The organism is Micromonospora sp. USAFONa4, assembly GCF_057197825.1.
Map to the genome: position 1 here is coordinate 2,018,977 of NZ_CM170072.1, position 21,488 is coordinate 2,040,464.

A 21,488-nucleotide genomic window follows, 5' to 3' on the forward strand; every position below is an offset into this window, starting at 1 on the left:
CGTCGCCGGCCTCACGCCGCGTCGACGGCCGCCCGGATGCGGTCGAAGGTGGCCAACGGGTGGCCGCCGTCGCGGGCCGGCAGCACCAGGCCCAGGCAGCGCAGCCCCACCTCGCCGTCGCCGCCGGCCTGCACGCCGAACACCGGTGCCCCCACGTAGCCGGTCGGCAGCTCCGCCAGGAGCCGGACGTCGCCGCCCACGCGCGCCACCCGCTCGATCGCCACCTCCAGCGGCCGGGCGCCGCCCGCGCCGACGCCGTGGGCGAGCACCACGGCGGAACCCGGCTCCACGCCGATCCGGGCGATCGCGTCCCGATCGGCCGCGATCGGATCCGGCACCTGCTGGGTACGCCACCGCCAGCCCTCCCCGGCGGCGTGCTCGTGCAGGCCGCCGGTGGGCATGACGGCGACGCCGATGTCCTCGTGGTGCCGCCACCCGTCGGCGAGGTCGGGCAGGGCGACGGCGTCGGCGGCGATCCCCGCCGGCTCGGTCACGCTCGCCCGCAGCCCGATCTCCCCCGCCCCGGACCGGGCGAGCGCGTCGGCGGTCAGCAGGTACTCGCGCCCCTGCCCGACGAAGAGGAACGCGGTCCCCTCGCCCCGGTCGCCGTCCCCCGCCCCGGCGTCGGTCCGGCGGATGGGCAGGATCGCGCGGCCGAGGAGTTGGCACAACTCGTACGCGACGTCGTTCTCGGTCTCCGGATCAAGCAGCACCAGCCGAGGGTACGACCCGACGGCCCCGGGCCGCGCGGACGCCGGAACAGGGGTGACCGGCACCGGAGTCGCATGCGACCCTCTTGTGCGACGTGAGACGCGACCACCCGTTCCACCGGTCACCCGGTGGGCGGCGGTACCCTTCTCGCGCGACACGCACGCGCGCGCCCGTAGCTCAGCGGATAGAGCAGGGGACTTCTAATCCCAAGGCCGCAGGTTCGAATCCTGCCGGGCGCACAGGTACTTCTCTCAGCCGGACGGCTCCCGTGGAGCTATCCGGCCAGCCGCAAGCGGCACTACCTGCCCGGGTCACCGACATGGTCACGAACCCTGCAGTCTCGATGCGATCACCCGCTCGGGCCGGTCTCTTCGGATCCTTGGCTCGCGGGCTCCTCCGGCGGCCGCAACCGGCGGCTTTGGCACGCGGCCTCCGTCCGGTCACCTGTCGAGCAACGGCGGAGTGGCCACGGCGCTTGATCCACGGGTCCCATATAGGTGTTCGCCTATTGGAAGGGGCACGACAGTGCACAGACGAACGCTCTTGGCCGCAGCCGTCGCGGCGCCCATCGGGGCCGCCATCGCCGCCGCTCCGGCCTCGGCCCACCACGGGCACGGCCGGTATCCCTCAGTGATCAATCTGCCGAACGGGTTCTGCCCGGAGGGGATCGCCCGCGGAACCGGCACGAAGATCTACGTCAGCTCCATGGCCGACGGATGCATCTGGTGTGCCGACCTGCGCACCGGCAGGGGGATGCTCCTCGTGCCGCCCGTGTCCGGCACCCAGGCAACGGGTCTGGACGTCGAACGAGGGCGGATCTGGGCGGCCTGCGGCAACATGGGCGGCGCGGCCGTCTACCGTGAGTCGACCGGCGAATGCCTGGCGACGTACGACTTCGGCGGCGGGTTCATCGACGGCGTGACCGCCACGAAGAAGGCCGTGTTCTTCACCGACTCGGAGAAGGCGAAGATCTATTGCGTCGAGTTCGGCCGCAACGGGTCGCTGCCCGGACAGTCGGGAGTACGCGCGCTGCGGTTGCCGGGCGGGCTCGGTGACCCCACCGCCTGCAACACCGGCATCGTCGCCGCCTGGGCGGGCAAGCTCATCGTCGTGCAGGCCAGGACCGGCCGGCTCTACTGCTTCGATCCCCGCGCGGGCATGGCCGCCCAGATCAGCACGTGCGGCGTGTCGGTGTCCAACGGCGACGGTCTCCTGCTCGAGGGGCGCACGCTGTACGTGGTGCGCAACCGGAACAATGTGATCGCCAAGTTCCGCCTCAACGAGCGGCTGACGCGGGCCACGCCGGTCGACGTGATCCGTGACCGCGACCTCGACGAGCCGTCGGCTGTGGTTTCCTTCGGCTCGAGCCTGTACGCGGTCAACGCGCGGTTGTCCGTCCCGGCGACCCCCGACACCACCTACTGCGTCGTACGGGTGCGCGACTGATCACCCATCTTGCACCATCCGGCCGGGGGCATCCCCGGCCGGATAAGAGGTGAGCGTTCAGGGTCGACGTGGCAGTACCCCTAGCGGGGGATTCTTTTTTGCCCGACGTGACGGATGCCTTTACCCCTCGTTGCCACCGTTGTCAACGATCACGGCACGGGGGATTTACATGAGCAGAACCTCTACCACGAACGGACCCGCCCGGCTCTGCGCCCGGCTGGCCGCCTTCGCGTTGCTGGCCGGTGCCCTGCTGCTGGGCGGCTCGCCGGCCCTGGCGGTGGAGACCATCAGCATCAATCCAGGCAACGTGCCGAGGACGGCAACCCAGGCGACGCAGAACTGCGATCCCAACCTGGGCGGCGGGCCCTTCGCCAACGAGGACGTCTGGGTGTTCGACCTGCCGGGCAACCCGCAGACCACTGGCACGTTCCTGTCGGTCACGGCGACGTTCAGCACGCCCGGTGGCACCGTCACCCGGACGATCCCGACCGACCCCAACAGCGCCATCGTCAACGACATGGGCACCAGCAAGGCCTGGATCAGGGTTCCGGCTGGTTGGACGCTGACCGGCGCCACGGCGGTCATCTCCGGCACCGCCGACTTCTTCGTGCTCACCCACACGTGCGCCGCGTCGAGCCCCGAGGTGAACCCGAGGCTGACCCTGACCAAGACCGGCACGCCGACCAGCGGTCTCCAGGCCGGTGACGAGGTCACCTACACGTACACGGTGACGAACCAGAGCACCGGCACGGTCAACCCGATCACCGGCATCACCGTCAACGACAACACGGTCACCGGCATCACCTGCCAGGCCACCTCACTCGCGCCGGGGGCGAGCACCACCTGCACCGGCACGTACACCGTCACCAAGGCCGACGTGGCCAACGGCAGGATCGTCAACATCGCCCAGGCGACCGGATTCCTCGGCCAGCAGTTGGTGCCGTCGAACAACGCCACGTTCACCGTCACGACCCAGGAGGCGCAGGCCAGCCTGTCGATCGACAAGAAGGCCCGGGTCGAGTCGGACTGCCGCGACAAGTGTGAGAAGGACGGCTTCGCGGCGAAGGGCGACAAGATCTTCTACACCTACCGGGTGGCCAACACCGGCACCGTCACCATCACCAACGTCGCGGTCAACGACCCGACCGCCGGACCGGTGGTCTGCAACAACACCACCCTGGCACCGGGCACGAGCACCGACTGCCACGCCGTCGACCCGCACGTGGTGACCGCGGCTGACGTCAAGAAGGGCAAGGTGGTCAACACCGCCCGGGCGACCGGCAGGTTCGGCAGCGAGACCGTGACCTCCGACCCGGCCACCGTCACCGTCTGCATCCGGCACGGCAAGTACGACCCCCGCAAGCACGACAAGGACAAGGACGGCAAGCCCCACCTGCCGGTCACCGGCGTCAACTCCACCCAGGCCCTCTCGCTGGGCGGCGGCCTGCTCGCCGCGGGCGCTCTCATGGTCGGCGCCAGCCGGCTGCGCCGCAGGGAGACTCAGGCCTGACGCGTACGGCGGCACTCCAGGCAGCGCGTTCGGCCTGGTGAGCCACCGTCGGCGGACCGGGTGACCGGATGCGTCACCTGCCGGCCGGCACGGACACTGAACTCACAGTGCCCGTGCCGGCCGTGCCTGTTCTGCCGGGACGGTCAGCTGAGCCGGACGTCGAGGGTCGGGAAGTCGTACCAGGTCAGCTCGAAGGACGAACCGCTCTCCGGCACCACCGGGAAGACGGCCCAGCTCTCCACCCGCTCCCCCGGCGCGATGCTGAAGGACTCGTCAGGCCGCGTGGTGGTGCACCAGGTGGACTCGGGACGCACCGTCCGGCCGTCCGGCAGGACGATCTCGGAGGAGGTCCGGTCGACCTCGGCGGTCGGGCAGCTCACCGGCCACGGCACCGGCGACCCGTTGCGGTACGTCAGGTTCAGCCGCAGCTTGCCGCCGGTGGTTGCCGCGCTGACCAGCGTGACCGTCAGGCCCGACTGGCTGTAGACCGACCGGTCGAGCTGGTACGTCCGGCCCTCGGGCTGCTCCTTCGTCGGCGACGCACCGGCGCCCGGGGAGCCCGACGACCCGCCGGCAGCCGGGGAGCCCGTCGACGGGCCGCCGACGGCGCCGGCGGTGGCCGCGTCCCGCGCGGACGGCGTCGGGTCGGCCCGCCCGGAGTCGCCCCGGCCGGCCAGGAACCAGCCGCCGAGGGTGCCGACCACGGCGAGGCACGCCGTCACGGCGACGAGGGCGAGCAGACCGACGTACCTTTTCGTCACGGTGGGCTCCCGACGGCGGTGAGAACGGCGACGGCGCGAAGGTAGCACCACCGTCCAAGGTCGGCGGCTCGTCAGTGGCGCGGCGTAGCCATGGCACGGGCAGGTCGGCGCCCGCGGGCACCCGGCTCCGCGCCGGGTGCCATATGCTGCGCCGGTTGTCACGGGGGCGCGGGGAGGACCACATGCGACGGTGGCTGGGCGTCACGGCTTCGGCCGCGCTGGTCGCGGCGGCGGTGAGCGGGTGCGGCACGCCGGCCGGCACGGACGGGGACCTGACCGACGACTGGCGGCCCGTGGCCGAGGCCCGCCAGTTCGCGCCGCAGGCCGGCGAGTGCCACGTCGTCGCCGAGCCGACCGCCTACCTCACCAGCCACCAGCCGGTCGACTGCGCGAAGGCGCACCTCGTCGAGACGTTCCACATCGGCACGTTCACCGGCGACCTGGCGGCCCGCCCGATCCCGCCCCGCGTCGGGTCGGCGGCGATGCGGTCCGCGTTCGCCGAGTGCGACGCCAAGGCGAAGGAGTTCGTCGGCGGCGAGTGGCGCGACGCCCGGCTGTCGGTGCAGGTGGCGCCCACGTCGCCGGCCGGCTGGACGGGCGGCAGCCGGTGGTACCGGTGCGACCTGTTCGAGCTCGACGCGGTGAGCGGCGCCAACGGCGACAACGACTCGGCCGTCAACCGGGCGGGCAGCCTGCGGGGCGCGCTGAAGGCGGCCACCCCGCTGCGGTACGGCTGCGCCGAGGAGGACGAGTGGTCGAACCTGCTGGCGGTGCCGTGCACTAAGGTCCACCGCTTCGAGTACGTGGGCGTCTGGACCGCGCCCGACGTGTCGTACGAGGACGCGACGAAGGACGAGGACGCCGTGCACGCGAAGTGCCGGCCGGTCATCGCCCGCTACGCGAAGGTACCGGTCGACGGGATGCTCCGTTACCGCACGGGCAGCACGTACCGGTTCCCGTCCGAGGAGGCGTGGGAGCGCGGCGACCGGGGGGTGCGCTGCTGGTACTGGTCCAGCGGGAAGAAGCTGACCCGGTCGATCGCCGGCGGCGGAACGAAGGTCCTCCCGATCAACTGACCGGGTGCCCGCAGGGGCGGGTGGGCAGGTCAGCGTCCTGCCGACGGCGCCAAAAGAGCTGACCGGACGGCGACACGGCACGCACCGAGGGTGATCGCGGGCCGGTGCTCATGCTATTCTCCGGCGTCGATCCCCCGTTTTGGCCCGGATCGGGTCGTTGTCGCAGAAGGACCCACTTTCCCGATGCCGGCCGTTGCCGCCCCGACCACGTCGCCGACCGCGCTGGACAACCCGGCCGGTGGCGCGTTCACCCTCATCTTCACCCGTTTGCCGGCGTTGCTGCGCCTGGCCTGCGGCCTGGCCGGCGCGGTGGTCGCCCTGTCGGTGCGCACCGCGCCCGTCGAACCGGCGCTGCTGTTTCCGGCCGTCGCGGCCCTGACCGGCTGGTCGGTCTGGTACGCGTTCCGCGCGCTGCGCCACGGCATCGGTCGCCCGATGGTGCTCGGCGACGTGGCGCTGACCGCCGCCGCCTGCCTGGCGATGCCGGTGCTGGTCGCCCCGGAGGTGCTCCCCGGCGAGGTGAGCTGGATCGCGGTGCTGGCCAGCACCACGGTCCTCAACGCGCAGGCCAACGCTCCCATCGGCTGGTCTGTTCCGGCCGGGCTGCTGGTCACGGCGGCGTACGCGACCGGCGCGCACGCCGCCGGCCAGCCCGACGAGGCCGTCGCGCACGCGGTGACGCTGCTGGTGCAGACGGCCTGCGGCGCGCTGATCACCGCCATCATGCGGCGGCGGATCGGCCGGGCCGACGACGCCTTCGTGGCGCACCAGCGGCTCACCCGGGAGTCGCTGGTCGCCCGGACCGCGCGGGACGCGGAGCGGCGGCAGAACCGGGACCTGCACGACACGGTGCTGGCCACCCTGACGATGGTGGGGCTGGGCGCGGTCGCCGGCCCGTCCGCCGCGCTGCGCGAGCGGTGCGCCGCCGACCTGCGTACCCTCACCGCGCTGGCCGACGCGCGGTCCGCGCCCGAGGAGGGGGCGGTGCCGCTCGACGGACGGCTGCGGGCGGTGCGCGACCGGCTGCCCGAGCTGCTGGTCACCACCGAGCTGGCGCCGTGCGTCGTGCCCGCCCCGGTCGCGGAGGCGCTCGCGGAGAGCACGTATGCGGCGCTGTCCAACGTGGTCCGGCACGCGCCGGGCGCGTCCGCCGCGCTGCGGCTGAGCCGGGTCGCCGGCACCGTCGTGGTCGAGCTCGCCGACGACGGTCCGGGTTTCGACCCGGCGGCCGTTCCCGCGCACCGGTACGGGCTACGCGAGTCGGTGAGCGGCCGGATGTCCTCCGTCGGCGGGCGCGCCCGGATCGACTCGCGCCCCGGCGCCGGTACCCGGATCCGGTTGGAGTGGTCCGGTGTCGACTGAGACGACGACCGCCCTGGTGCCGGCGGCGCGTACGCCGGACGAGGGCCGGTCCCCGGTGGACCCGGCGGCGGCGGTGGCCGCCGCCTCCGACGGCGGCGCCCGGATCGTGACGGTGGTCATCGCGCTGGCCTGGCACACGGCGATCGCGCTGCCCGCGGTGCTGGGCGCGTGGGCGGAGCTGGCCGCGCCGGCGGTCGTCCTCGCCGGCTGGCTGCTCGTGGCGGCGGTCGGGGTGCTGGCCGGCCTCCGGCTGCTGCGCGGCGCCGCCCTGCCGGCCTGGCCGCTGGCCGCGCTGCTGCTGGTGGTCGACGCGGTGGTTGTCACGGCGGCCGGTGAGCGGCACCTCTTCACCGCCGCGAACTGGGTGTGGGGCACGCTCGGCTGGTTCTTCGTCATGGTGCTGTGGGGGCGACGGGCCCACGGGCTGATCGCGGCGCTGGGCGTGCACGCGCTGATCGCGCTGGCCGGGGTGCTCGGCCACGGCGCGACCGCCCCCGCCGACCTGGCCCGGTACGCCATGTCCGTCTACGCCACGTCGACCCTTCAGGTGGCGGTCTTCGTGGGCGGCACGGCGATCGCGAGGCTGGCCCGGCAGCGGGCCGGCGCGGCGGCGGACGCCCACGCGGCGGCGGCCGAGCGGGACGCCGCCGAACGGGCCCGGCAGGAGCGGCGCGCCCGCCTGACGCTTGTCAGCGGCGCCGCCGAGGAGGTGCTCGCGGAGCTGGCCGACGGGCGGGCGGACCCGGCCGACCCGGACGTGCAGCGGCGGGCGGTGCTGGCCGCCGCCCGGCTGCGCCGGCTCATCGCCGAGTCCGACGACGTGCCCGACCCGCTGCTGCACGAGCTGCGGGCCACCGCCGACCTGGCGGACCGCAACGGGCTGCCGATCGACCTGGTGACGATCGGCGACCCGCCGCCGCTGCCGGTGCAGGTGCGCCGCCGGCTGGCCGATCCGCTCACCGCGCTCCTGGCCGACGCCCGGGGCTGGGCCCGGCTGACCGTGGTCGCCGGGCCCGACGAGGTGGTGGTCAGCCTGGTCACGCCCGACCGGGCCGGTCCCGACACCGCTGGACCGCCGGGCGACGACGGGCGGGTGGAGTACCTCTACGAGCGGGACGGGGAGATCAGATGGGCGCAGACGCGGTGGCGGGGGTGACCGCCGATCGGCCGGTCGGCGTGGCGATCGTCGACGACCACCCGGTCGTGATCGAGGGGGTCCGCGTCTGGCTGGCCGCCGAGCCCCGGCTGACGGTGCTGGCGACCGGCGACGACCCGGACGCCGTGCTGCGGGCCGCCCCCGACGCCGACGTGGTCCTGCTCGACCTGCGGCTGCACGGGCGGATGGCCCTGGACAAGCTCGCCGAGCTGAGCGCGGCCGGCCGGCGGGTGGTGGTCTACTCGGAACATACCGACCCGCAGACGATCCTCGCCGCCCTGGACGCCGGGGCGGTCGCGTTCCTGGCCAAGCACGAGGGGCGGGAACACTGCGTGGCCACCGTGCTGGCCGCCGCCAGCGACCGCCCGTACGTGCCGCCAGCGCTCGCCGGGGCGATCGTGGGTGACCCCCGCCCGGACCGGCCCGCCCTGTCCGACAAGGAACGCGAGGCGCTGCTGCTGTGGTTCCAGTCGATGTCGAAGGCGTCGGTGGCCCGTCGGATGCGGATCAGCGAGCACACCGTCAAGCAGTACGTCGACCGGGCGCGGATCAAGTACACCCGAGCGGGGCGGCCGGCCGCCACCAAGGCGGCGCTGCTCGCCCGGGCGATCGAGGACGGCCTAGTCCGGCCGGAGGAGATCGGCATCTATCGGTCACAGGCTTCCTACGACCGGCCGACCCCCTAACGGGCGTCATGACAGCCGGCCCGGGGGTCGGCGACGCTCATGGTGAGATGCCGTCGGCACCGGAGGTCATGACGATGCACGATGACGCGTCCCCCTTCTTCATCGCCCCGCACCGCTTCGACGCGGACGACGACCTGGCCCCGGCGCTGGACCGGCGGCACGAGCTGGTCGTCGAGGCCGGTGAGCGGGTGCTCGCCCGGCACCGGCTGCACGCGTCGGGGCATCTGCTCGGCCCGACCGAGGCACGGCGGCGGTGGACGCTGCCCGAGCCGGTGGCGGTCACCGTCACCGACCGGCGGATCGCGTACGCCGGCGGCAGTCCGCAGCTCGCCCTGGTCGACGGCGTCGGCGACGGCGCGCGGCACCGCCGGGGCGTCCGGCTGCCGGGTCTGATCAGCGGTCAGATCCGCTGGCAGTGGCCGTCCCGGCTGGAGCTGCTGGCGGGGCCCGGAGCACAGGCCCGCCTGCTGGTGGTCTGCGACGCGCTGCGCACCATCCAGCAGCCGGCCCTCGGTTTCACCGGCCCCGCCGGGGAGATCACCGGGCTGGCCCGCCAGGTGCGCCGGGCGGTGGCCGGGTTCCGGCTGGCCCATCCCGAGCTGGTGGACCTGTCGCCGCCCGAGCGGGACGTGTTGGCGGTGCGGGCCGGGGGCGGGCCGGGCGCTGGCGAGACCCGGATCACCCTGCCCGGGTCGCTGCCGGTCGAGTTCCACTCCCGGGACGACTACTACCGGCCGGGACGCTTCGATCGCGGGTGGCACGGGCCCGCAGCCGGCGCAGCATCCGGGCATCGGTGAAGCCGACGTTACGGGCGGCCCCCTCCACGGTGGCACCGTGCCCGATGAGGTGCTCGGCGCGTTCCACCCGCAGCAGCTGCTGGTAGCCGAGCGGGGTCAGCCCGGTGGCCCGCCGGAACAGCCGGGTCAGCGTCCGCTCGGCCACCCCGCCGACGGCGGCGAGGTCGGCCAGCGGCAGCGGCTCGGCGAACCGGCGGTCGATCAGGTCCTGCACCCGGTGCACGGCGTCGGAGAGGTGGGACCGGTGCCGCAACATGGCGCCGGCCTGCGGCTCGTGACCGTTGCGCCGGGAGTGCAGGACCAGGGCGCGGGCGATCCGGGCCGCCACCGCCGGCCCGTGCCGGGTGGCCACCAGGTGCAGTGCCACGTCGATGCCGCTGGCGATGCCGGCGGAGGTGACCACCCGCTCGTCGACCACGTAGAGCACGTCGCGGACCACCCGCGCCGACGGGAACCGGCGGGCCAGCTCGTCCTGCACGTCGTGGTGGGTGGTGCAGCGGCGTCCGTCGAGCAGGCCGGCCCGGCCGAGGGCGTACGCGCCGGCGCAGACGCTGGCGACGGTGCCGCCGCCGGCGTGGTGGTCGGCCAGCCGCCGCAGGTCGTCCGGCCCGACCGGCCCCTGCGGGCCGTGCGCGCGCAGCCGCCATCCGGGTACGACCACCAGGTCGTCGCGGGTCAGCTCGGGCCACCGGAGGCCGGCCACCAGCGGTACGCCCTGCACGGTCGGCACGATCTCCCGGTCGGCGACGTAGTGCAGCCGGTAGTCGTACCCGAGGTCGGCGGCGGTGGAGAAGACCTGGGCCGGGCCGGCGAGGTCCAGCAGGTGCAGCTGCGGGACGAGCAGGAAGACGACCCGGGCCATCGGCTCAGGCCCGCGCGCCGGCGGGGGCCGCGCCGGTCAGTTCGGCCACGCTGCGGATGGTGGCGAAGCGGCCGGCGAGGGCGTACTCGGTGCGGGCGGTCATCTCCTCGCTCGACAGGGTGCGCGGGTCGGCGAGGATCTCCTCCGGCGTGGCCGTGGCCGGCAGGTCCCGGTGCGGGGTCGGGAAGGTGACCGTCGCGTCCGTCACGAAGGTCACCTCGTAGCCGAGGTCGCAGCCGACCCGGGCGGTGGTCTCGACGCACTGCTCCGTACGGATGCCGCAGACGGTGATCCCGCGGACGCCCGCGGTCGTCAGCACCTGCTGGAGGTTGGTGGTGGTGAAGGCGTTGTGCGACGTCTTCACCAGCGTCGGTTCGCCCGGGGCGGGCGCGAGCCCCTCGATCAGGCGGACGTGCCCGTTGGCCGGGTCGAAGACCCCGCCGGTGCCCGGCTCGGCGTGCAGGACCCAGACGACCAAGTCGCCGCGTCCCCGGGCGGCGGCGACGAGCCGGTCGACCCGGCCGACGATGTCGGGGTTGGAGGCGTACGCCCAGATCGGGCGGCGGCGGAAGGACTCCTGCACGTCGATGACGACGAGTGCTGCTCTGCTCATGGGTTGAATCCTCGCCGGGGACGCGCCGGCGCGGCAGGCACCATCCCGCCCCGCTGCGGAACGATCCGGCCGCCCCCGATGCCCGGGGGACCTCCCTCGGGCATCGGGTCGATCGGGGGCCCCGCTCAGGCGTCGGGGTCGACCGCGGCGGCCTTGCGGCGGACCTCCAGGTCGGCGGCCTCCTCCAGGGTGGGCGCGGTGCCGCCCAGGTGCGCCGGGAGCCACCAGGTGTCGTCGGGGCCGGCGGGGGCGTCGGGGTACTCCCGCTGGGCCCGGTCGACAAGCGCCGTCAGCCGCTCCTTCAGGTCGACGGTCATCGCGTTGGCGTCCGGGTAGGCCGCCGGGTCCATCGGCTCGCCGACCAGGATGGTGATCGGGGTGTGCCGGCGGGAGAGGGTGCGCGGCCGGCCCTTGGTCCAGAGCCGTTGGGTGCCCCAGAGCGCCACCGGCAGCACCGGTACACCGGCCTCGGTCGCCATCCGGGTCGTCCCGCTCTTGAGCGACTTGACCGTGAACGACCGGCTGATCGTCGCCTCCGGGAAGACCCCGACCACCTCACCGCGCTTCAACGCGCTGACCGCCGTCGCGTACGACCCGGCGCCCGCCCGCCGGTCCACCGGGATGTGCCGCATGCCCCGCATCAGCGGGCCGGACACCTTGTGCGTGAAGACGGACTTCTTGGCCATGAACCGCACCAGCCGCTTCGCGGGGTTCGCGCCCAGCCCGCAGAAGATGAAGTCGAGGTAGCTGACGTGGTTGCTGGCCAGCACCGCCCCGCCCGTACGCGGCACGTGGTGGGCGCCCTCAATGGTGATCTTCAGGTCGAGGACCCGGAACATCGTCTTGGCGGCGGCGATCACGGGCGGGTACACGAGTTCCGGCATGGCGCGAACTTACCCTGCCAGGCTGAGCCCCACGCCGGCCCGCCGGGTTCACCACGCCGGCCGGTGCCCGCCCGCCCGCGCCGGCCCCCGCGGTCGCGGCGGCCGGCCGGCGGCACCCCGGTCCGCCCGGTCGCCGCCGGCCTCCCACGGGAGCCGGAACTCCTGCTAGTCGCCGAGGCGGTGCAGGTCGAGGCGGCCCCGGGCGAACGCGTCGACGCGGCCCCACCGGCCCGGGATGTCCAGCACCTCGATCCGGCCCATCCCGATCGGCAGCCGGGGCTCCACCGCGAGGTGCCCCTCGTGCGGCTCCAGGCCGAGCATCGTCCGCAACAGCAGCAGCGGCGTGCCGGTCGACCAGGCCTGCGGGCTGCACGCGGTCGGGTACTCCACCGGGAACTTGGTCAGCTCGCGGGGGTAGCCCCCGAACGCCTCCGGCAGCCGGCCCTCGAAGTAGGTGGCCGCGTCGAGGATGCCGTTGGCGATGACCGCCGCCTCCTCGGCGAAGCCGTACCGGCGCAGGCCCCAGGCGATGAAGGAGTTGTCGAACGGCCAGATCGTGCCGTTGTGGTAGCCGATCGGGTTGTAGCGGACCTCGCCCTCGGCCAGCGTCCGCACCCCCCAGCCGGTGAAGAGCCGGGGCCCGACCAGGTGCTCGGCGATCTTCTCGGCCCGGTCGTCGTCGACGATGCCGCTCCACAGCAGGTGACCGATGTTGGAGCTGAGCACGTCGCACTGGCGGCCGTCCGGGTCCAGGGCGAGGGCGTAGTACTCGCCGTCGGCCACCCAGAAGTCCCGGTTGAACCGCTCCTTCAGCGCCGCCGCCTCCCGCTCCAACCGGTCGGCGAAGTCCGGGTCACCCCAGAACTCGCGCGCCAGGCGGGCGGCCCGCAGCTTCGCGTCGTACGCGTACCCCTGCACCTCGCAGGTGGCCCGGGGGAACGGCGGCAGCGTGCCGTCCCGGTAGGAGATGGAGTCCCAGGAGTCCTTCCAGCACTGGTTCTCCAGGCCGGTGTCGGTGTTGCGCCGCTCATACCAGATGTAGCCGCTGCCGACCAGGTCGGCGTAGTCGTCGATCCACTCCAGCGCGGCCCGGCACTCCCGCTCCAGCTCCCTGACCAGCTCGACGTCCCCGCTCCACTTCTCGTACTCGTCGAGCAGCACCAGGAACAGCGGGGTCGCGTCCACCGACCCGTAGTACGGCGAGTGCGGCTGTTCCTCGAAGGCGGCGGTCTCGCCGTACCGCATCTCGTGCAGGATCCGGCCCGGGTCCTCGTCCCGGAAGTCGTCGAACCGGGTGCCCTGGAGCGAGGCCAGGATCCGCAGCGTGGTCTTCGACAGCTCCGGTGTGAACGGCAGCGTCTGCAGGCAGGTCAGGATGCTGTCCCGCCCGAACATGGTCATGAACCAGGGCAGGCCGGCGGCCGGCAGCGTCGCCCCGCCGAGGGAGAGCGGCGAGAAGCGCAGCGCGGCCAGGTCGATCAGGCTGCGCCGGTACGTCGAGGCGACCCGGTCGTGCTGGCTGTTGACCTTGGGGGCCCTGGCGATCCACTCCTCGAGGTCCTGCTGGAGGGCGAGCCGCTCTGTGGTGTGCGCCCGCAGCCCCATCCGCAGGTCCCGCCCGCCCGGGGAGATCGCCATGGTCTTGACGTCGATCTCGGATTCCCACTGCTCGTTGGGCTGGAGGTGGATCGAGTAGGCGAAGCCCTTACGGTCGTAGCGCGGAGCCGGGGACGCGGAGATGAGCGTCTCCCGGATGAAGTTGCCCCGCCGGTAGCCCAGGCGCAGCCGGTCGGGCTCGACCTCCGTGTAGATCTCGCCCTTCTTGTTGAGGATCTCGTCCTTGACCTGGAACAGGTCGGCGAAGTCGGACGCCGCCTCCATCCTGATCTCCAGGTCGATCGGCTTCTCGTCGTGGTTGAGGATGGTGATCGTCTCCCGGAAACTGCCTCCCACCGCCCGCTCCCGGACGATCGACAGCTTCGCGTCGATGTAGTGCGTCGCCATCCCCGGCACCAGGAAGAAGCGGGCCTCGTAGTACTGCAGGTCGTCGTACGACAGGGGGGTGAGCCGGTCCCCGTTGATGGTCAGCACCCACGTCGACAGGAAGCGGGTGTCCAGGGCGAAGAACCCGGTCGGCTCGCTCGGCGTCGCCTCGATGTCCCCGGTGTCCTCCGACACCACGAAGGTGCTGCCGTCCAGGATCCGGATCGTGTTCTGCGCCATCACCGCACCTCCTGACGGGCCTCGAAGTGCCGACGCGGTCCACGGGTGTCCGGATGGCTGGGGAAGAGCCGCTCGATCTGCACCACCAGCCGCAGGTCCCCGCTCACGGTCATGTCCCCCCGCAGCAGCGCGGCCACCCCGTGCTCGCGGCCCGCGGCGATCTCCTCGAAGAGTTCGGGGCTGGTCCCGACCACCGTGTCGGCATCCTGGTCCTCCTGGCTGACCTGGAGCCGCCCGCGGTCGATCCGCAGCAGCCAGTGCGTCGTGTGCGCCCCCTCGTGCAGGTCCAGGCGCAGGGTCCCGGAGGACTTCGCCAGCAGGGGGTCGTACCCCCGCCGGTCGAGGTCCTCGAAGAACCTCGTCGTCGCGTCCACCATCGGGTCTTCTCCTCCCCCGTCGGGCAATGTCCCTGCCCGGGGTCCCCGTCCGGTGCCGGGCCAACCTCGCCCAGACCGGGTGAGTCGCCCGCCCGACGGGGTGGCCCTTCCGCGGGACGGGCTAGATCAGGAGGGTGTCGTGGCGGTCGTGCCGGCGGCGGACGTGGCCGCGCCACCCGGCGAGCAGTGCGATGAAGGCCCAGCCGGCACCGCCGAAGAGCAGTGCCCCGACCATGCCGCGGGAGTCGACGCGGTCGGCGGCCTCGAGTTCCACCACCCCGTCCGGATCGGTGAGCACGGCGAGCCGGTCGCCGACCCGGTAGCTGGGGTTGCTGCCCTGGTGGACCAGGGGCTCGTCGAGGCGCCCGTCGGCGCCCTGGAGCGTGAAGGCATGCCGCTTGCCGACGACCGACACGTCGACGATCGTCACCTCCTGGCGGACGCCGCGCGCCTCCAGCACCGCCTCCGGGGCGAGCTGCACCGAGCCCACGAGGACGAACAGGGCCGGCCCCATTGCCAGGAACGCCAGCCACGCGGCCCGGTGCAGCAGACGTACGGCGAGCACGAACACCAGGCAGAGGAGCAGCCCGGTGACGATCGGGACAGCCGTCGCGCCGACCGCCACGTACGCGATGGCGGTGTTCACCCCGACCACGGCCAGGCCGAACAGGACCAGCAGCACCGTCATCGCCGTCGACCTGCCGGCCGACCACGCTCCCGCCACCGGCACGGGTCCGCTCGGCGGCAGGGTGGGTCGGACGTCGGCACGCCAGCCGGTCGGCGTGATCCGGCCTGGTGCGGGGGGCTCTACGGGCACGCCATGATCATAGTTCCGGCGGTCCAGCCGAGGGCCGGCGCGCCGGCTCCCACCTCGGGGGAGCCGGCGCGCCGACGCGTACGGTCAGTTGTTCGGTTCGTCGGCGCTGATGTCGGCGAGCACCGACTGCGGTTCCCGCTCCACGGCGAGGTCACCCATCGAGACCAGGCCGACCAGCCGCCCGTCGTCGATGACCGGCAACCGGCGTACGGCGTAGGTCCGCATCAGGTCGGCGGCGGCGACCGCGTCGTCGTACTGGCTGACCGTGATCACGTCCTTGCTGGTGATCCGGTTGAGCGGGGTCGAGTTCGGGTCCATGTTCTCGGCCACGCCCCGGACCGTGATGTCCCGGTCCGTCACGATGCCGATGACGTCGTCGCCGTCGGTCACCACCACGTCGCCGATGGCGCTGTCGCGCATCTCCTGCGCCGCGGCGGTCAGCGTGTCGTTGCCGTCCATCGTCACCAACCGGGTCGTCATGAACTCTCCGACCGTTGTCATGGTGCTCCCCTCTCGGTGTCGGCACCGCCGTCTACCCGCCGACCGCACGGGGTAACGCCCGCGACCACCGGCCCGGGTCAGGCCCGCGGCGGGAGGCCGTAGAGGCGCTCGACGTGCAGCCGGAGCACGAGGCGCCCCTCGGCGACCATCGCCCGCCGGTAGTCGTCCCAGTCCGGATGTTCCCCCTGGATCGCCCGGTAGAGGTCGACCAGCTCCGCCACGGTCGCGTCGTCCGGGTCGGCGGCCACCGGCGTCAGCTCGGCGCGCCCCTCCGCGACCGCGTACGCCCAGCCGTCGTCGCTGGCGACGTGGAAGGAGGCGCGCGGGTCCCGGCGCAGGTTGGCGGTCTTGGCCCGGCCGTCGGTCACCGAGACGCGGATCAGGGCCGAGCCGCTGTCGAAGGCGTAGATGACTGTGGAGAGCTGCGGGCGACCGTCCCGCTTGAGCGTGGCCAGCACCCCCAGCCGGTGGCCGGCGATCAGCTCCGTCAACGCCCGCTGGGTCTCGTCGTCCGCCACGGCAACCTCCCGCTCGACCTGTCACGGCGTACCCATCGAACCACGGCGCACGCCCCGCCCGCGCCCGTGTGCCCGCCGTGCGCCGACGCGGCGGGCCGCACCGGGAGACGCGACGGGCCCCCGCCGATGCCGGCGGAGGCCCACGCAGCGCGTCGGTCAGCGGCGCTCGGCGGCGACCAGCTCGGCGAGCTGCACCGCGTTGAGCGCGGCGCCCTTGCGCAGGTTGTCGTTGGAGCAGAACAGGGCGAGGCCGTGCTCGACGGTCTCGTCGGCGCGGATCCGCCCGACGAAGGTCGGGTCCTGGCCGGCGGCCTGCAACGGGGTCGGCACGTCCGCGAGCGCCACGCCGGGGGCGCCGTCGAGCAGCTCGCGGGCCCGCTGCGGGCTGATCGGGCGGGCGAACCGGGCGTTGATCTGGAGCGAGTGGCCGGTGAACACGGGCACCCGCACGCAGGTGCCGGAGACGCGCAGCCCGGGGATCTCCAGGATGCGGCGGCTCTCGTTGCGCAGCTTCTGCTCCTCGTCGGTCTCGAAGCTGCCGTCGTCGACGATCGAGCCGGCGAGCGGGAGCACGTTGAACGCGATCGGCCGGGCGAACGAGCGGGGGGCCGGGAACTCCACGGCCGCGCCGTCGAAGGCGAGGCCGCTGGCGTGCTCGGCGACCTTGCGGACCTGCTCGTCGAGCTCGGCGACGCCGGCCAGGCCGGCGCCGGAGACCGCCTGGTACGTCGAGACGACCAGGCTGACCAGCTCCGCCTCGGCGTGCAGCGGGCGCAGCACGGGCATCGCGGCCATCGTCGTGCAGTTCGGGTTGGCGATGATCCCCTTGGGGCGTACGGCGGCGGCGTGCGGGTTGACCTCGGCGACGACCAGCGGCACCTCCGGGTCCATGCGGAACGCCGAGGAGTTGTCGATGACGACGGCGCCGGCGGCGGCGACCCGGGGCGCGAGTTCCTTGGCGCTGCCCTTGCCGGCGGAGAAGAGCACGATGTCGAGCCCGGAGTAGTCGGCGGTGGCCGCGTCCTCCACGGTCACCTCGCCGTCCCGCCAGGGCAGGGTGCGCCCGGCCGACCGCGCCGAGGCGAACAACCGCACCTGCTCCGCCGGGAACTCCCGCTCCGCCAGCACCTGCCGCATCACGCCACCGACCTGGCCGGTGGCCCCCACAATGCCGATCCTCATGCCCGCGAGGCTACCCAGCCCGGCGACCCGACCGGGAACGCTTTCCCACCCACCGGGGCCGGCGGCGCTCCCGCCCGGCGGTGGCCGTGGTCACCCCGGGACGCGCCGGGACGCAACGACGTCGCCGGAGGGGCCGGTGGGACGGGAGGATCGTCAGCCGGCGGGGCGACCCGCCGGAGCATCCACGCCGGCCGCCCCGGACGGGCCACCCGAGCCGACCGGGGCGGCGCGACCCATGTCACACCGCCCCGGGCCGGTCAGGAGGCGTGGTCGACCAGCTCGCCCAGGCCGGTGGCGACGAGTTCGTCGCGGATCACCGCGGCGTCGCCCTCCACCACGATGGTGAGGTCCTCCGGGCGCAGGTACGTGGCGGCCGCCGCGGAGACCTCCGCCACGTCGGCGGCGAGCAGCGACTCGCGCAACCGGGCGTGGTAGTCGTCGGGCAGGTCGTGCACGACCAGGGTGGTCAGCGCGGAGGCGATCGACCGGGGGCTCTGCAACTCGACCGAGAGCTGCCCGGCCCGCCAGGAGCGCGCGACCGCCAGTTCCTCCTCGGTCACCCCGGTCTCCCGGGTGCGGGTGATCTCGCCGACCGACTCGACGACGGCCGGCGCGGTGACCGCCGTCTGCACCCCGGAGCTGACCCCGAACCGGCCGAACCGGCGGGACGAGGCGAAGTCGCCCCGGATGCCGTACGTGTAGCCGCGCACCTCACGGATCAGGTGGTTGAGCCGGGAGGTGAACGCTCCGCCGAGCACCGTGCCGGCGAGCGTCATCGGCACGTGGTCGGGGTGGGAGCGGTGCGGCGACGGATGGCCCATCCGCAGCGTGGACTGCACCGAGCCGGGCCGGTCCACCAGGATGATCCGTCGGCCGGGCCGGGTCGGCACCTCGATCGGGTCGCCCCGGTCGACCGGCCCGCCGCCGGTGCCCGCGAACGCCGCCGCGCCGAGCGCGTCCAGATCCAGCCGGTCCAGGTCCCCGGCGACGACCAGCGTGCCGGGGCGGATGAACCACTCGGAGTGGAAGACCGTGACGTCCTCGACGTCCAGCGCCGCCACCGACTCCGGGTCGCCGTAGAGGGGACGGCCCCAGCGGTTGCCGGCGCCGAACAGGTCCGCGCGCAGCGCCGCGTCGGCCCGCGGGCCGGGGCTGGCCCAGTCCATCCGCAGCGCGGTCGCCTCGTCGTCGCGGACCCGCCGTACGTCGTCCGGGTCCAGCTTCGGGGTGCGCACCGCCTCGGCGAGCAGCTCCACGGCGGCGTTCAGCCGCTCCACCGGCACCTGCACGCTGACCTGGAAGGAGTCCCAGTCCAGCCCGATCACCAGCTCGGTGCCGAGCCCTTCGATCGCCAGCGCGTACGCCGTCGCGTCGCGCTGCGCGGTCCCCTCCTCCAAGGCCTTGGCGAGCACCGCGCCGAGCCCTTCCTTGCCGGTGGGCTCGCGGACGGCGCCCGCGTCGAGCAGCAGCAGCGCCACGGCCAGGTTCTGCCCGGGCAGGTGCGCGGCGACGACCTGGCCACCCGCCACCGTGCGGCGGACCACCTGCGGGAACCGGTACGGGCGGGCGGCACCGGGCCCGGGACGGTCGGCGATCAGCGTCATCAGGGCTTCTCCTCGGGCAGGTAGGTCAGGGTGACCCGGTCGTCGGCGGCGAGCACCTCGGCGGCGGCCTCGGCGATCTGCTCGGCGGTCACCGCGAGCCAGGCCGGCAGCCGCTCCGCGGCCTTCGCCGGGTCGCCGAACTGGGTGGCGTAGCGTCCGAGCGTGTCCGCCCGGCCGTCCACCGTGGACATCTGCCGCCACCACGAGGTGCTCAGCAGGGACTTGGCCCGGTCCAGTTCGGTGGTGGTGACCGGGACCGTGGCCAGTTCGTCGACCACCTCGGCCAGCCCGGCGCCCAGCCGTTCGGCGCTCACCCCGGGGCGGGCCGTGGCGGTGGCGATCAGCGGCGCGGGGGCGTGCGCCAGGTCCACCCCGTACGCCCCGACCAGGTCGGGCTGGGCGATCCGCTCGCCGTCGGCGAGGCGCTGGTAGAGGCGGCTGCCCCGGCCGCTGCCCAGCACGGTGGCGAGCACCGTCATTACGTCGTAGCCGGGGCTGCCGAAGGGGTGGGTGCGGTGGGCGACGTAGACGCGCGGCGCCGGCACGTCGGCGGTGACCGTCTCCACGGCGGGTCGGCCGGTGGCCGGGACGGTCCGGCCGTCCGGGGCGGGCGGGATCTCCGCGCGCGGCGCGATGGCGCCGAAGTACTTGTCGGCCAGCGCGAACACCTCGGCCGCCGAGGCGTCGCCCACGACGGTGAGCACCGCGTTGTTCGGCGCGTAGTACGTCCGGTGGAACGCCTGGAAGGTGGCCAGGTCGGCGGCGTTCAGGTCGGCCATCGACCCGATCGTGGCGTGGTGGTAGGGGTGCCCCGGCGGGTAGAGCAGCGGCAGCAGCCGCAGCCAGGCGTCGCCGTAGGGCACGTTGTCGTAGCGCTGGCGCCGCTCGTTCTTGACCACGTCCCGCTGGTTGTCCAGCGTCTCCTGGGTCAGCGCGGGGACCAGGCCGCCCATCCGGTCCGCCTCGAGCCACAGCGCCAGTTCCAGGTGCTCGGCGGGGACGGTCTCGAAGTAGTTGGTGCGGTCCGGGTTGGTGGTGGCGTTGAGCGAGCCGCCCGCGCCCTGCACCAGCTTCATGTGCTCGGTCTTCGCCACGTTGACCGAGCCCTCGAACATGAGGTGCTCGAAGAGGTGGGCGAAGCCGGTCTGCCCCTCGGGCTCGTGGCGGGAACCGACGTCGTACCAGAGGTTCACCGCGACCGCCGGGGCGGTGCGGTCCTCACTCACCACCACGCGCAGGCCGTTGTCCAGGCGGGTGGTCTCGATGGGCCAGGGGTAACCGCTGTCGGGCATGGCACGACGCTATCCGATCAGGTACGCGGGAAGGGGACGCGCCGCACGCGGCGAGGCATCGACCGCCGGCCGCCGGGTACCGGGGAGGCATGCCGCCTGCCGCCACCGTGACCGACCGGGCCGCCGTCGCGGTCGACCGCGCGACCGCCGCCCTGACCCGGCTGCGCCGGGCCCGCCTGCTGCATCCCGCGGGCCGCTCGTTCGCGGGCGAGGTCGTCGTCTGGGGTACGCCGGGACCGCCGACCGGGGTGCCGCTGCTGGACGGCCCGGGCCGCTTCCGGGCGACCGTCCGGCTCTCCAAGGGCGTGCCCACGCCGGGAGCCTGGCCGGACGTGCTGGGGCTGGCCGTGCGGCTGCACCGCGACGGTGACCGGCCGTTCGACCTGCTGGTCAGCTCCAGCGGGGCCGCGCCGCTGCTGCGGAACCTGCCGCTGCCCCGGCGGCGATTCGCGGGGACGTACAGCACGATCATGCCGTTTCGCGCGGGCCGGCGGCGGCTCTTCCTGGCCGCGCTGGCCGACCCGGAGTCGCCCGGCCTGGGCCGCAGCCTGGCCGAGGTGGCCGCCGCGGCCCGGGCGGACGCGCCGCGCCTGGTGCTCGCGGTCGCGTCCGCCGTCGGACCGTGGCGTCCGTTCGGGCAGGTCAGCCTCGGTGCCCAGCTCAGCGCCCGGGAGGACGCGGCGCTGGCCTTCGACCCGATCGGCAACCTGCCGCCGGGGCTGCGGGCGGTCGGCCCGATCGCCTGGCTGCGGGAGCACAGCTACCGGGGCTCGCGACGGGCCCGGGGGGCCGTGGCTCAGTCGGGGGGCTCGATGGGGGTCACCGTCTGATCGGAGGTACGCCGCTCCAGCACCGTGTCGGGGGCGGCGTTGCGGTCCTCCTCCCGGAGGTCGGACTCGGCGAGGATGGCCTCCGCCTGCGCGTGGGGGTCGTCACTGCCGGCCGCCGCCTCCTCCGGCAGCAGGTGTGCGCGGGACTCCACTCGTTCCTGGTCGCTCTGCTCGTGACTCATGACCGCCCACATACCCCGCCGCCGCCTCCGGCACGCCGCATGATCGCGCCCGGATGATCGCGACCGGCCTCACCGGTGCTCGGGATCTCGGAGTTCGA

General features: G+C 73.9%; 22 protein-coding genes and 1 tRNA gene. 9 read left to right on the forward strand and 14 right to left on the reverse strand.

Annotated features, from left to right (window positions below; all coding sequences use genetic code 11):
- Positions 1 to 11 precede the first annotated feature (11 nt).
- A complete protein-coding gene (locus tag AC0OO9_RS08365) occupies positions 12 to 713 on the reverse strand; it encodes a hypothetical protein (protein ID WP_484516736.1) in 702 nt (233 codons plus the stop codon).
- 164 nt (positions 714 to 877) lie between these two features.
- Between AC0OO9_RS08365 and AC0OO9_RS08370 the strand changes: the two genes are divergently transcribed.
- From AC0OO9_RS08370 to AC0OO9_RS08380, 3 genes are all read left to right on the forward strand, one after another.
- Positions 878 to 950: transfer RNA gene (locus AC0OO9_RS08370), tRNA-Arg, on the forward strand.
- Between the two features lie 391 nt (positions 951 to 1,341).
- Positions 1,342 to 2,157: an NHL repeat-containing protein gene (locus tag AC0OO9_RS08375; protein ID WP_484516738.1), complete on the forward strand. Its 816-nt coding sequence runs from the start codon at positions 1,342 to 1,344 to the stop codon at positions 2,155 to 2,157.
- Positions 2,158 to 2,326: 169 nt separating this feature from the next.
- Complete coding sequence (locus AC0OO9_RS08380; RefSeq protein ID WP_484516739.1) at positions 2,327 to 3,667, forward strand: DUF7507 domain-containing protein; 1,341 nt, start codon at positions 2,327 to 2,329, stop codon at positions 3,665 to 3,667.
- 143 nt (positions 3,668 to 3,810) lie between these two features.
- On the opposite strand, the gene AC0OO9_RS08385 is transcribed toward AC0OO9_RS08380, so the two are convergent.
- Positions 3,811 to 4,428: a hypothetical protein gene (locus AC0OO9_RS08385; protein ID WP_484516741.1), complete on the reverse strand. Its 618-nt coding sequence runs from the start codon at positions 4,426 to 4,428 to the stop codon at positions 3,811 to 3,813.
- Between the two features lie 182 nt (positions 4,429 to 4,610).
- On the opposite strand from AC0OO9_RS08385, the gene AC0OO9_RS08390 reads away from it, so the two are divergent.
- From AC0OO9_RS08390 to AC0OO9_RS08410, 5 genes are all read left to right on the forward strand, one after another.
- Entirely contained in the window at positions 4,611 to 5,504 is an 894-nt protein-coding gene (locus AC0OO9_RS08390) for a septum formation family protein (RefSeq protein WP_484516742.1), read from the forward strand.
- Between the two features lie 183 nt (positions 5,505 to 5,687).
- The gene (locus AC0OO9_RS08395) at positions 5,688 to 6,866 is read left to right on the forward strand and encodes a sensor histidine kinase (protein ID WP_484516744.1); all 1,179 of its coding nucleotides are present in this window, start codon (positions 5,688 to 5,690) and stop codon (positions 6,864 to 6,866) included.
- The gene (locus AC0OO9_RS08400; RefSeq protein WP_484516746.1) at positions 6,856 to 8,022 is read left to right on the forward strand and encodes a hypothetical protein; all 1,167 of its coding nucleotides are present in this window, start codon (positions 6,856 to 6,858) and stop codon (positions 8,020 to 8,022) included. The genes AC0OO9_RS08395 and AC0OO9_RS08400 overlap by 11 nt, the downstream gene beginning before the upstream one ends.
- Positions 7,995 to 8,708, forward strand: a complete 714-nt coding sequence (locus AC0OO9_RS08405) for a response regulator (protein WP_484516748.1) — start codon at positions 7,995 to 7,997, stop codon at positions 8,706 to 8,708. Before AC0OO9_RS08400 ends, AC0OO9_RS08405 begins: the two co-directional genes overlap by 28 nt.
- A gap of 74 nt (positions 8,709 to 8,782) precedes the next feature.
- Complete coding sequence (locus AC0OO9_RS08410; protein WP_484516750.1) at positions 8,783 to 9,505, forward strand: hypothetical protein; 723 nt, start codon at positions 8,783 to 8,785, stop codon at positions 9,503 to 9,505.
- Here AC0OO9_RS08410 and AC0OO9_RS08415 read toward each other — a convergent pair.
- The 11 genes from AC0OO9_RS08415 to AC0OO9_RS08465 all read right to left on the reverse strand — a co-directional run bounded on the left by AC0OO9_RS08415 (position 9,387) and on the right by AC0OO9_RS08465 (position 20,378).
- Entirely contained in the window at positions 9,387 to 10,367 is a 981-nt protein-coding gene (locus tag AC0OO9_RS08415; protein WP_484516752.1) for a GlxA family transcriptional regulator, read from the reverse strand. The genes AC0OO9_RS08410 and AC0OO9_RS08415 overlap by 119 nt on opposite strands.
- Positions 10,368 to 10,371: 4 nt before the next feature.
- Positions 10,372 to 10,980, reverse strand: a complete 609-nt coding sequence (locus AC0OO9_RS08420; RefSeq protein WP_484516753.1) for an isochorismatase family protein — start codon at positions 10,978 to 10,980, stop codon at positions 10,372 to 10,374.
- Between the two features lie 125 nt (positions 10,981 to 11,105).
- Complete coding sequence (locus AC0OO9_RS08425; RefSeq protein WP_421453880.1) at positions 11,106 to 11,864, reverse strand: lysophospholipid acyltransferase family protein; 759 nt, start codon at positions 11,862 to 11,864, stop codon at positions 11,106 to 11,108.
- Between the two features lie 165 nt (positions 11,865 to 12,029).
- On the reverse strand, positions 12,030 to 14,087 hold the full coding sequence (locus tag AC0OO9_RS08430) for an amylo-alpha-1,6-glucosidase (RefSeq protein WP_484516755.1): 2,058 nt from the start codon (positions 14,085 to 14,087) through the stop codon (positions 12,030 to 12,032).
- Positions 14,087 to 14,464, reverse strand: a complete 378-nt coding sequence (locus AC0OO9_RS08435; RefSeq protein WP_484516757.1) for an SCP2 sterol-binding domain-containing protein — start codon at positions 14,462 to 14,464, stop codon at positions 14,087 to 14,089. The genes AC0OO9_RS08430 and AC0OO9_RS08435 overlap by 1 nt, the downstream gene beginning before the upstream one ends.
- Before the next feature lie 121 nt (positions 14,465 to 14,585).
- On the reverse strand, positions 14,586 to 15,281 hold the full coding sequence (locus tag AC0OO9_RS08440; RefSeq protein WP_484516759.1) for a hypothetical protein: 696 nt from the start codon (positions 15,279 to 15,281) through the stop codon (positions 14,586 to 14,588).
- Positions 15,282 to 15,365: 84 nt separating this feature from the next.
- The gene (locus AC0OO9_RS08445) at positions 15,366 to 15,782 is read right to left on the reverse strand and encodes a CBS domain-containing protein (RefSeq protein WP_088998745.1); all 417 of its coding nucleotides are present in this window, start codon (positions 15,780 to 15,782) and stop codon (positions 15,366 to 15,368) included.
- Between the two features lie 77 nt (positions 15,783 to 15,859).
- A complete protein-coding gene (locus tag AC0OO9_RS08450) occupies positions 15,860 to 16,300 on the reverse strand; it encodes a PPOX class F420-dependent oxidoreductase (RefSeq protein ID WP_484516761.1) in 441 nt (146 codons plus the stop codon).
- A gap of 156 nt (positions 16,301 to 16,456) precedes the next feature.
- Entirely contained in the window at positions 16,457 to 17,482 is a 1,026-nt protein-coding gene (locus AC0OO9_RS08455) for an aspartate-semialdehyde dehydrogenase (protein WP_484516763.1), read from the reverse strand.
- A 257-nt stretch (positions 17,483 to 17,739) separates the two neighbouring features.
- Positions 17,740 to 19,086, reverse strand: coding sequence for a M16 family metallopeptidase (locus AC0OO9_RS08460; RefSeq protein ID WP_484516765.1), 1,347 nt, complete (start codon positions 19,084 to 19,086; stop codon positions 17,740 to 17,742).
- Positions 19,086 to 20,378: a M16 family metallopeptidase gene (locus tag AC0OO9_RS08465; RefSeq protein ID WP_484516767.1), complete on the reverse strand. Its 1,293-nt coding sequence runs from the start codon at positions 20,376 to 20,378 to the stop codon at positions 19,086 to 19,088. The genes AC0OO9_RS08460 and AC0OO9_RS08465 overlap by 1 nt, the downstream gene beginning before the upstream one ends.
- Before the next feature lie 89 nt (positions 20,379 to 20,467).
- On the opposite strand from AC0OO9_RS08465, the gene AC0OO9_RS08470 reads away from it, so the two are divergent.
- A complete protein-coding gene (locus tag AC0OO9_RS08470; protein ID WP_484516768.1) occupies positions 20,468 to 21,208 on the forward strand; it encodes a phosphodiesterase in 741 nt (246 codons plus the stop codon).
- Here AC0OO9_RS08470 and AC0OO9_RS08475 read toward each other — a convergent pair.
- Positions 21,175 to 21,390, reverse strand: a complete 216-nt coding sequence (locus AC0OO9_RS08475) for a hypothetical protein (protein WP_101415193.1) — start codon at positions 21,388 to 21,390, stop codon at positions 21,175 to 21,177. The genes AC0OO9_RS08470 and AC0OO9_RS08475 overlap by 34 nt on opposite strands.
- Positions 21,391 to 21,488: the final 98 nt, after the last annotated feature.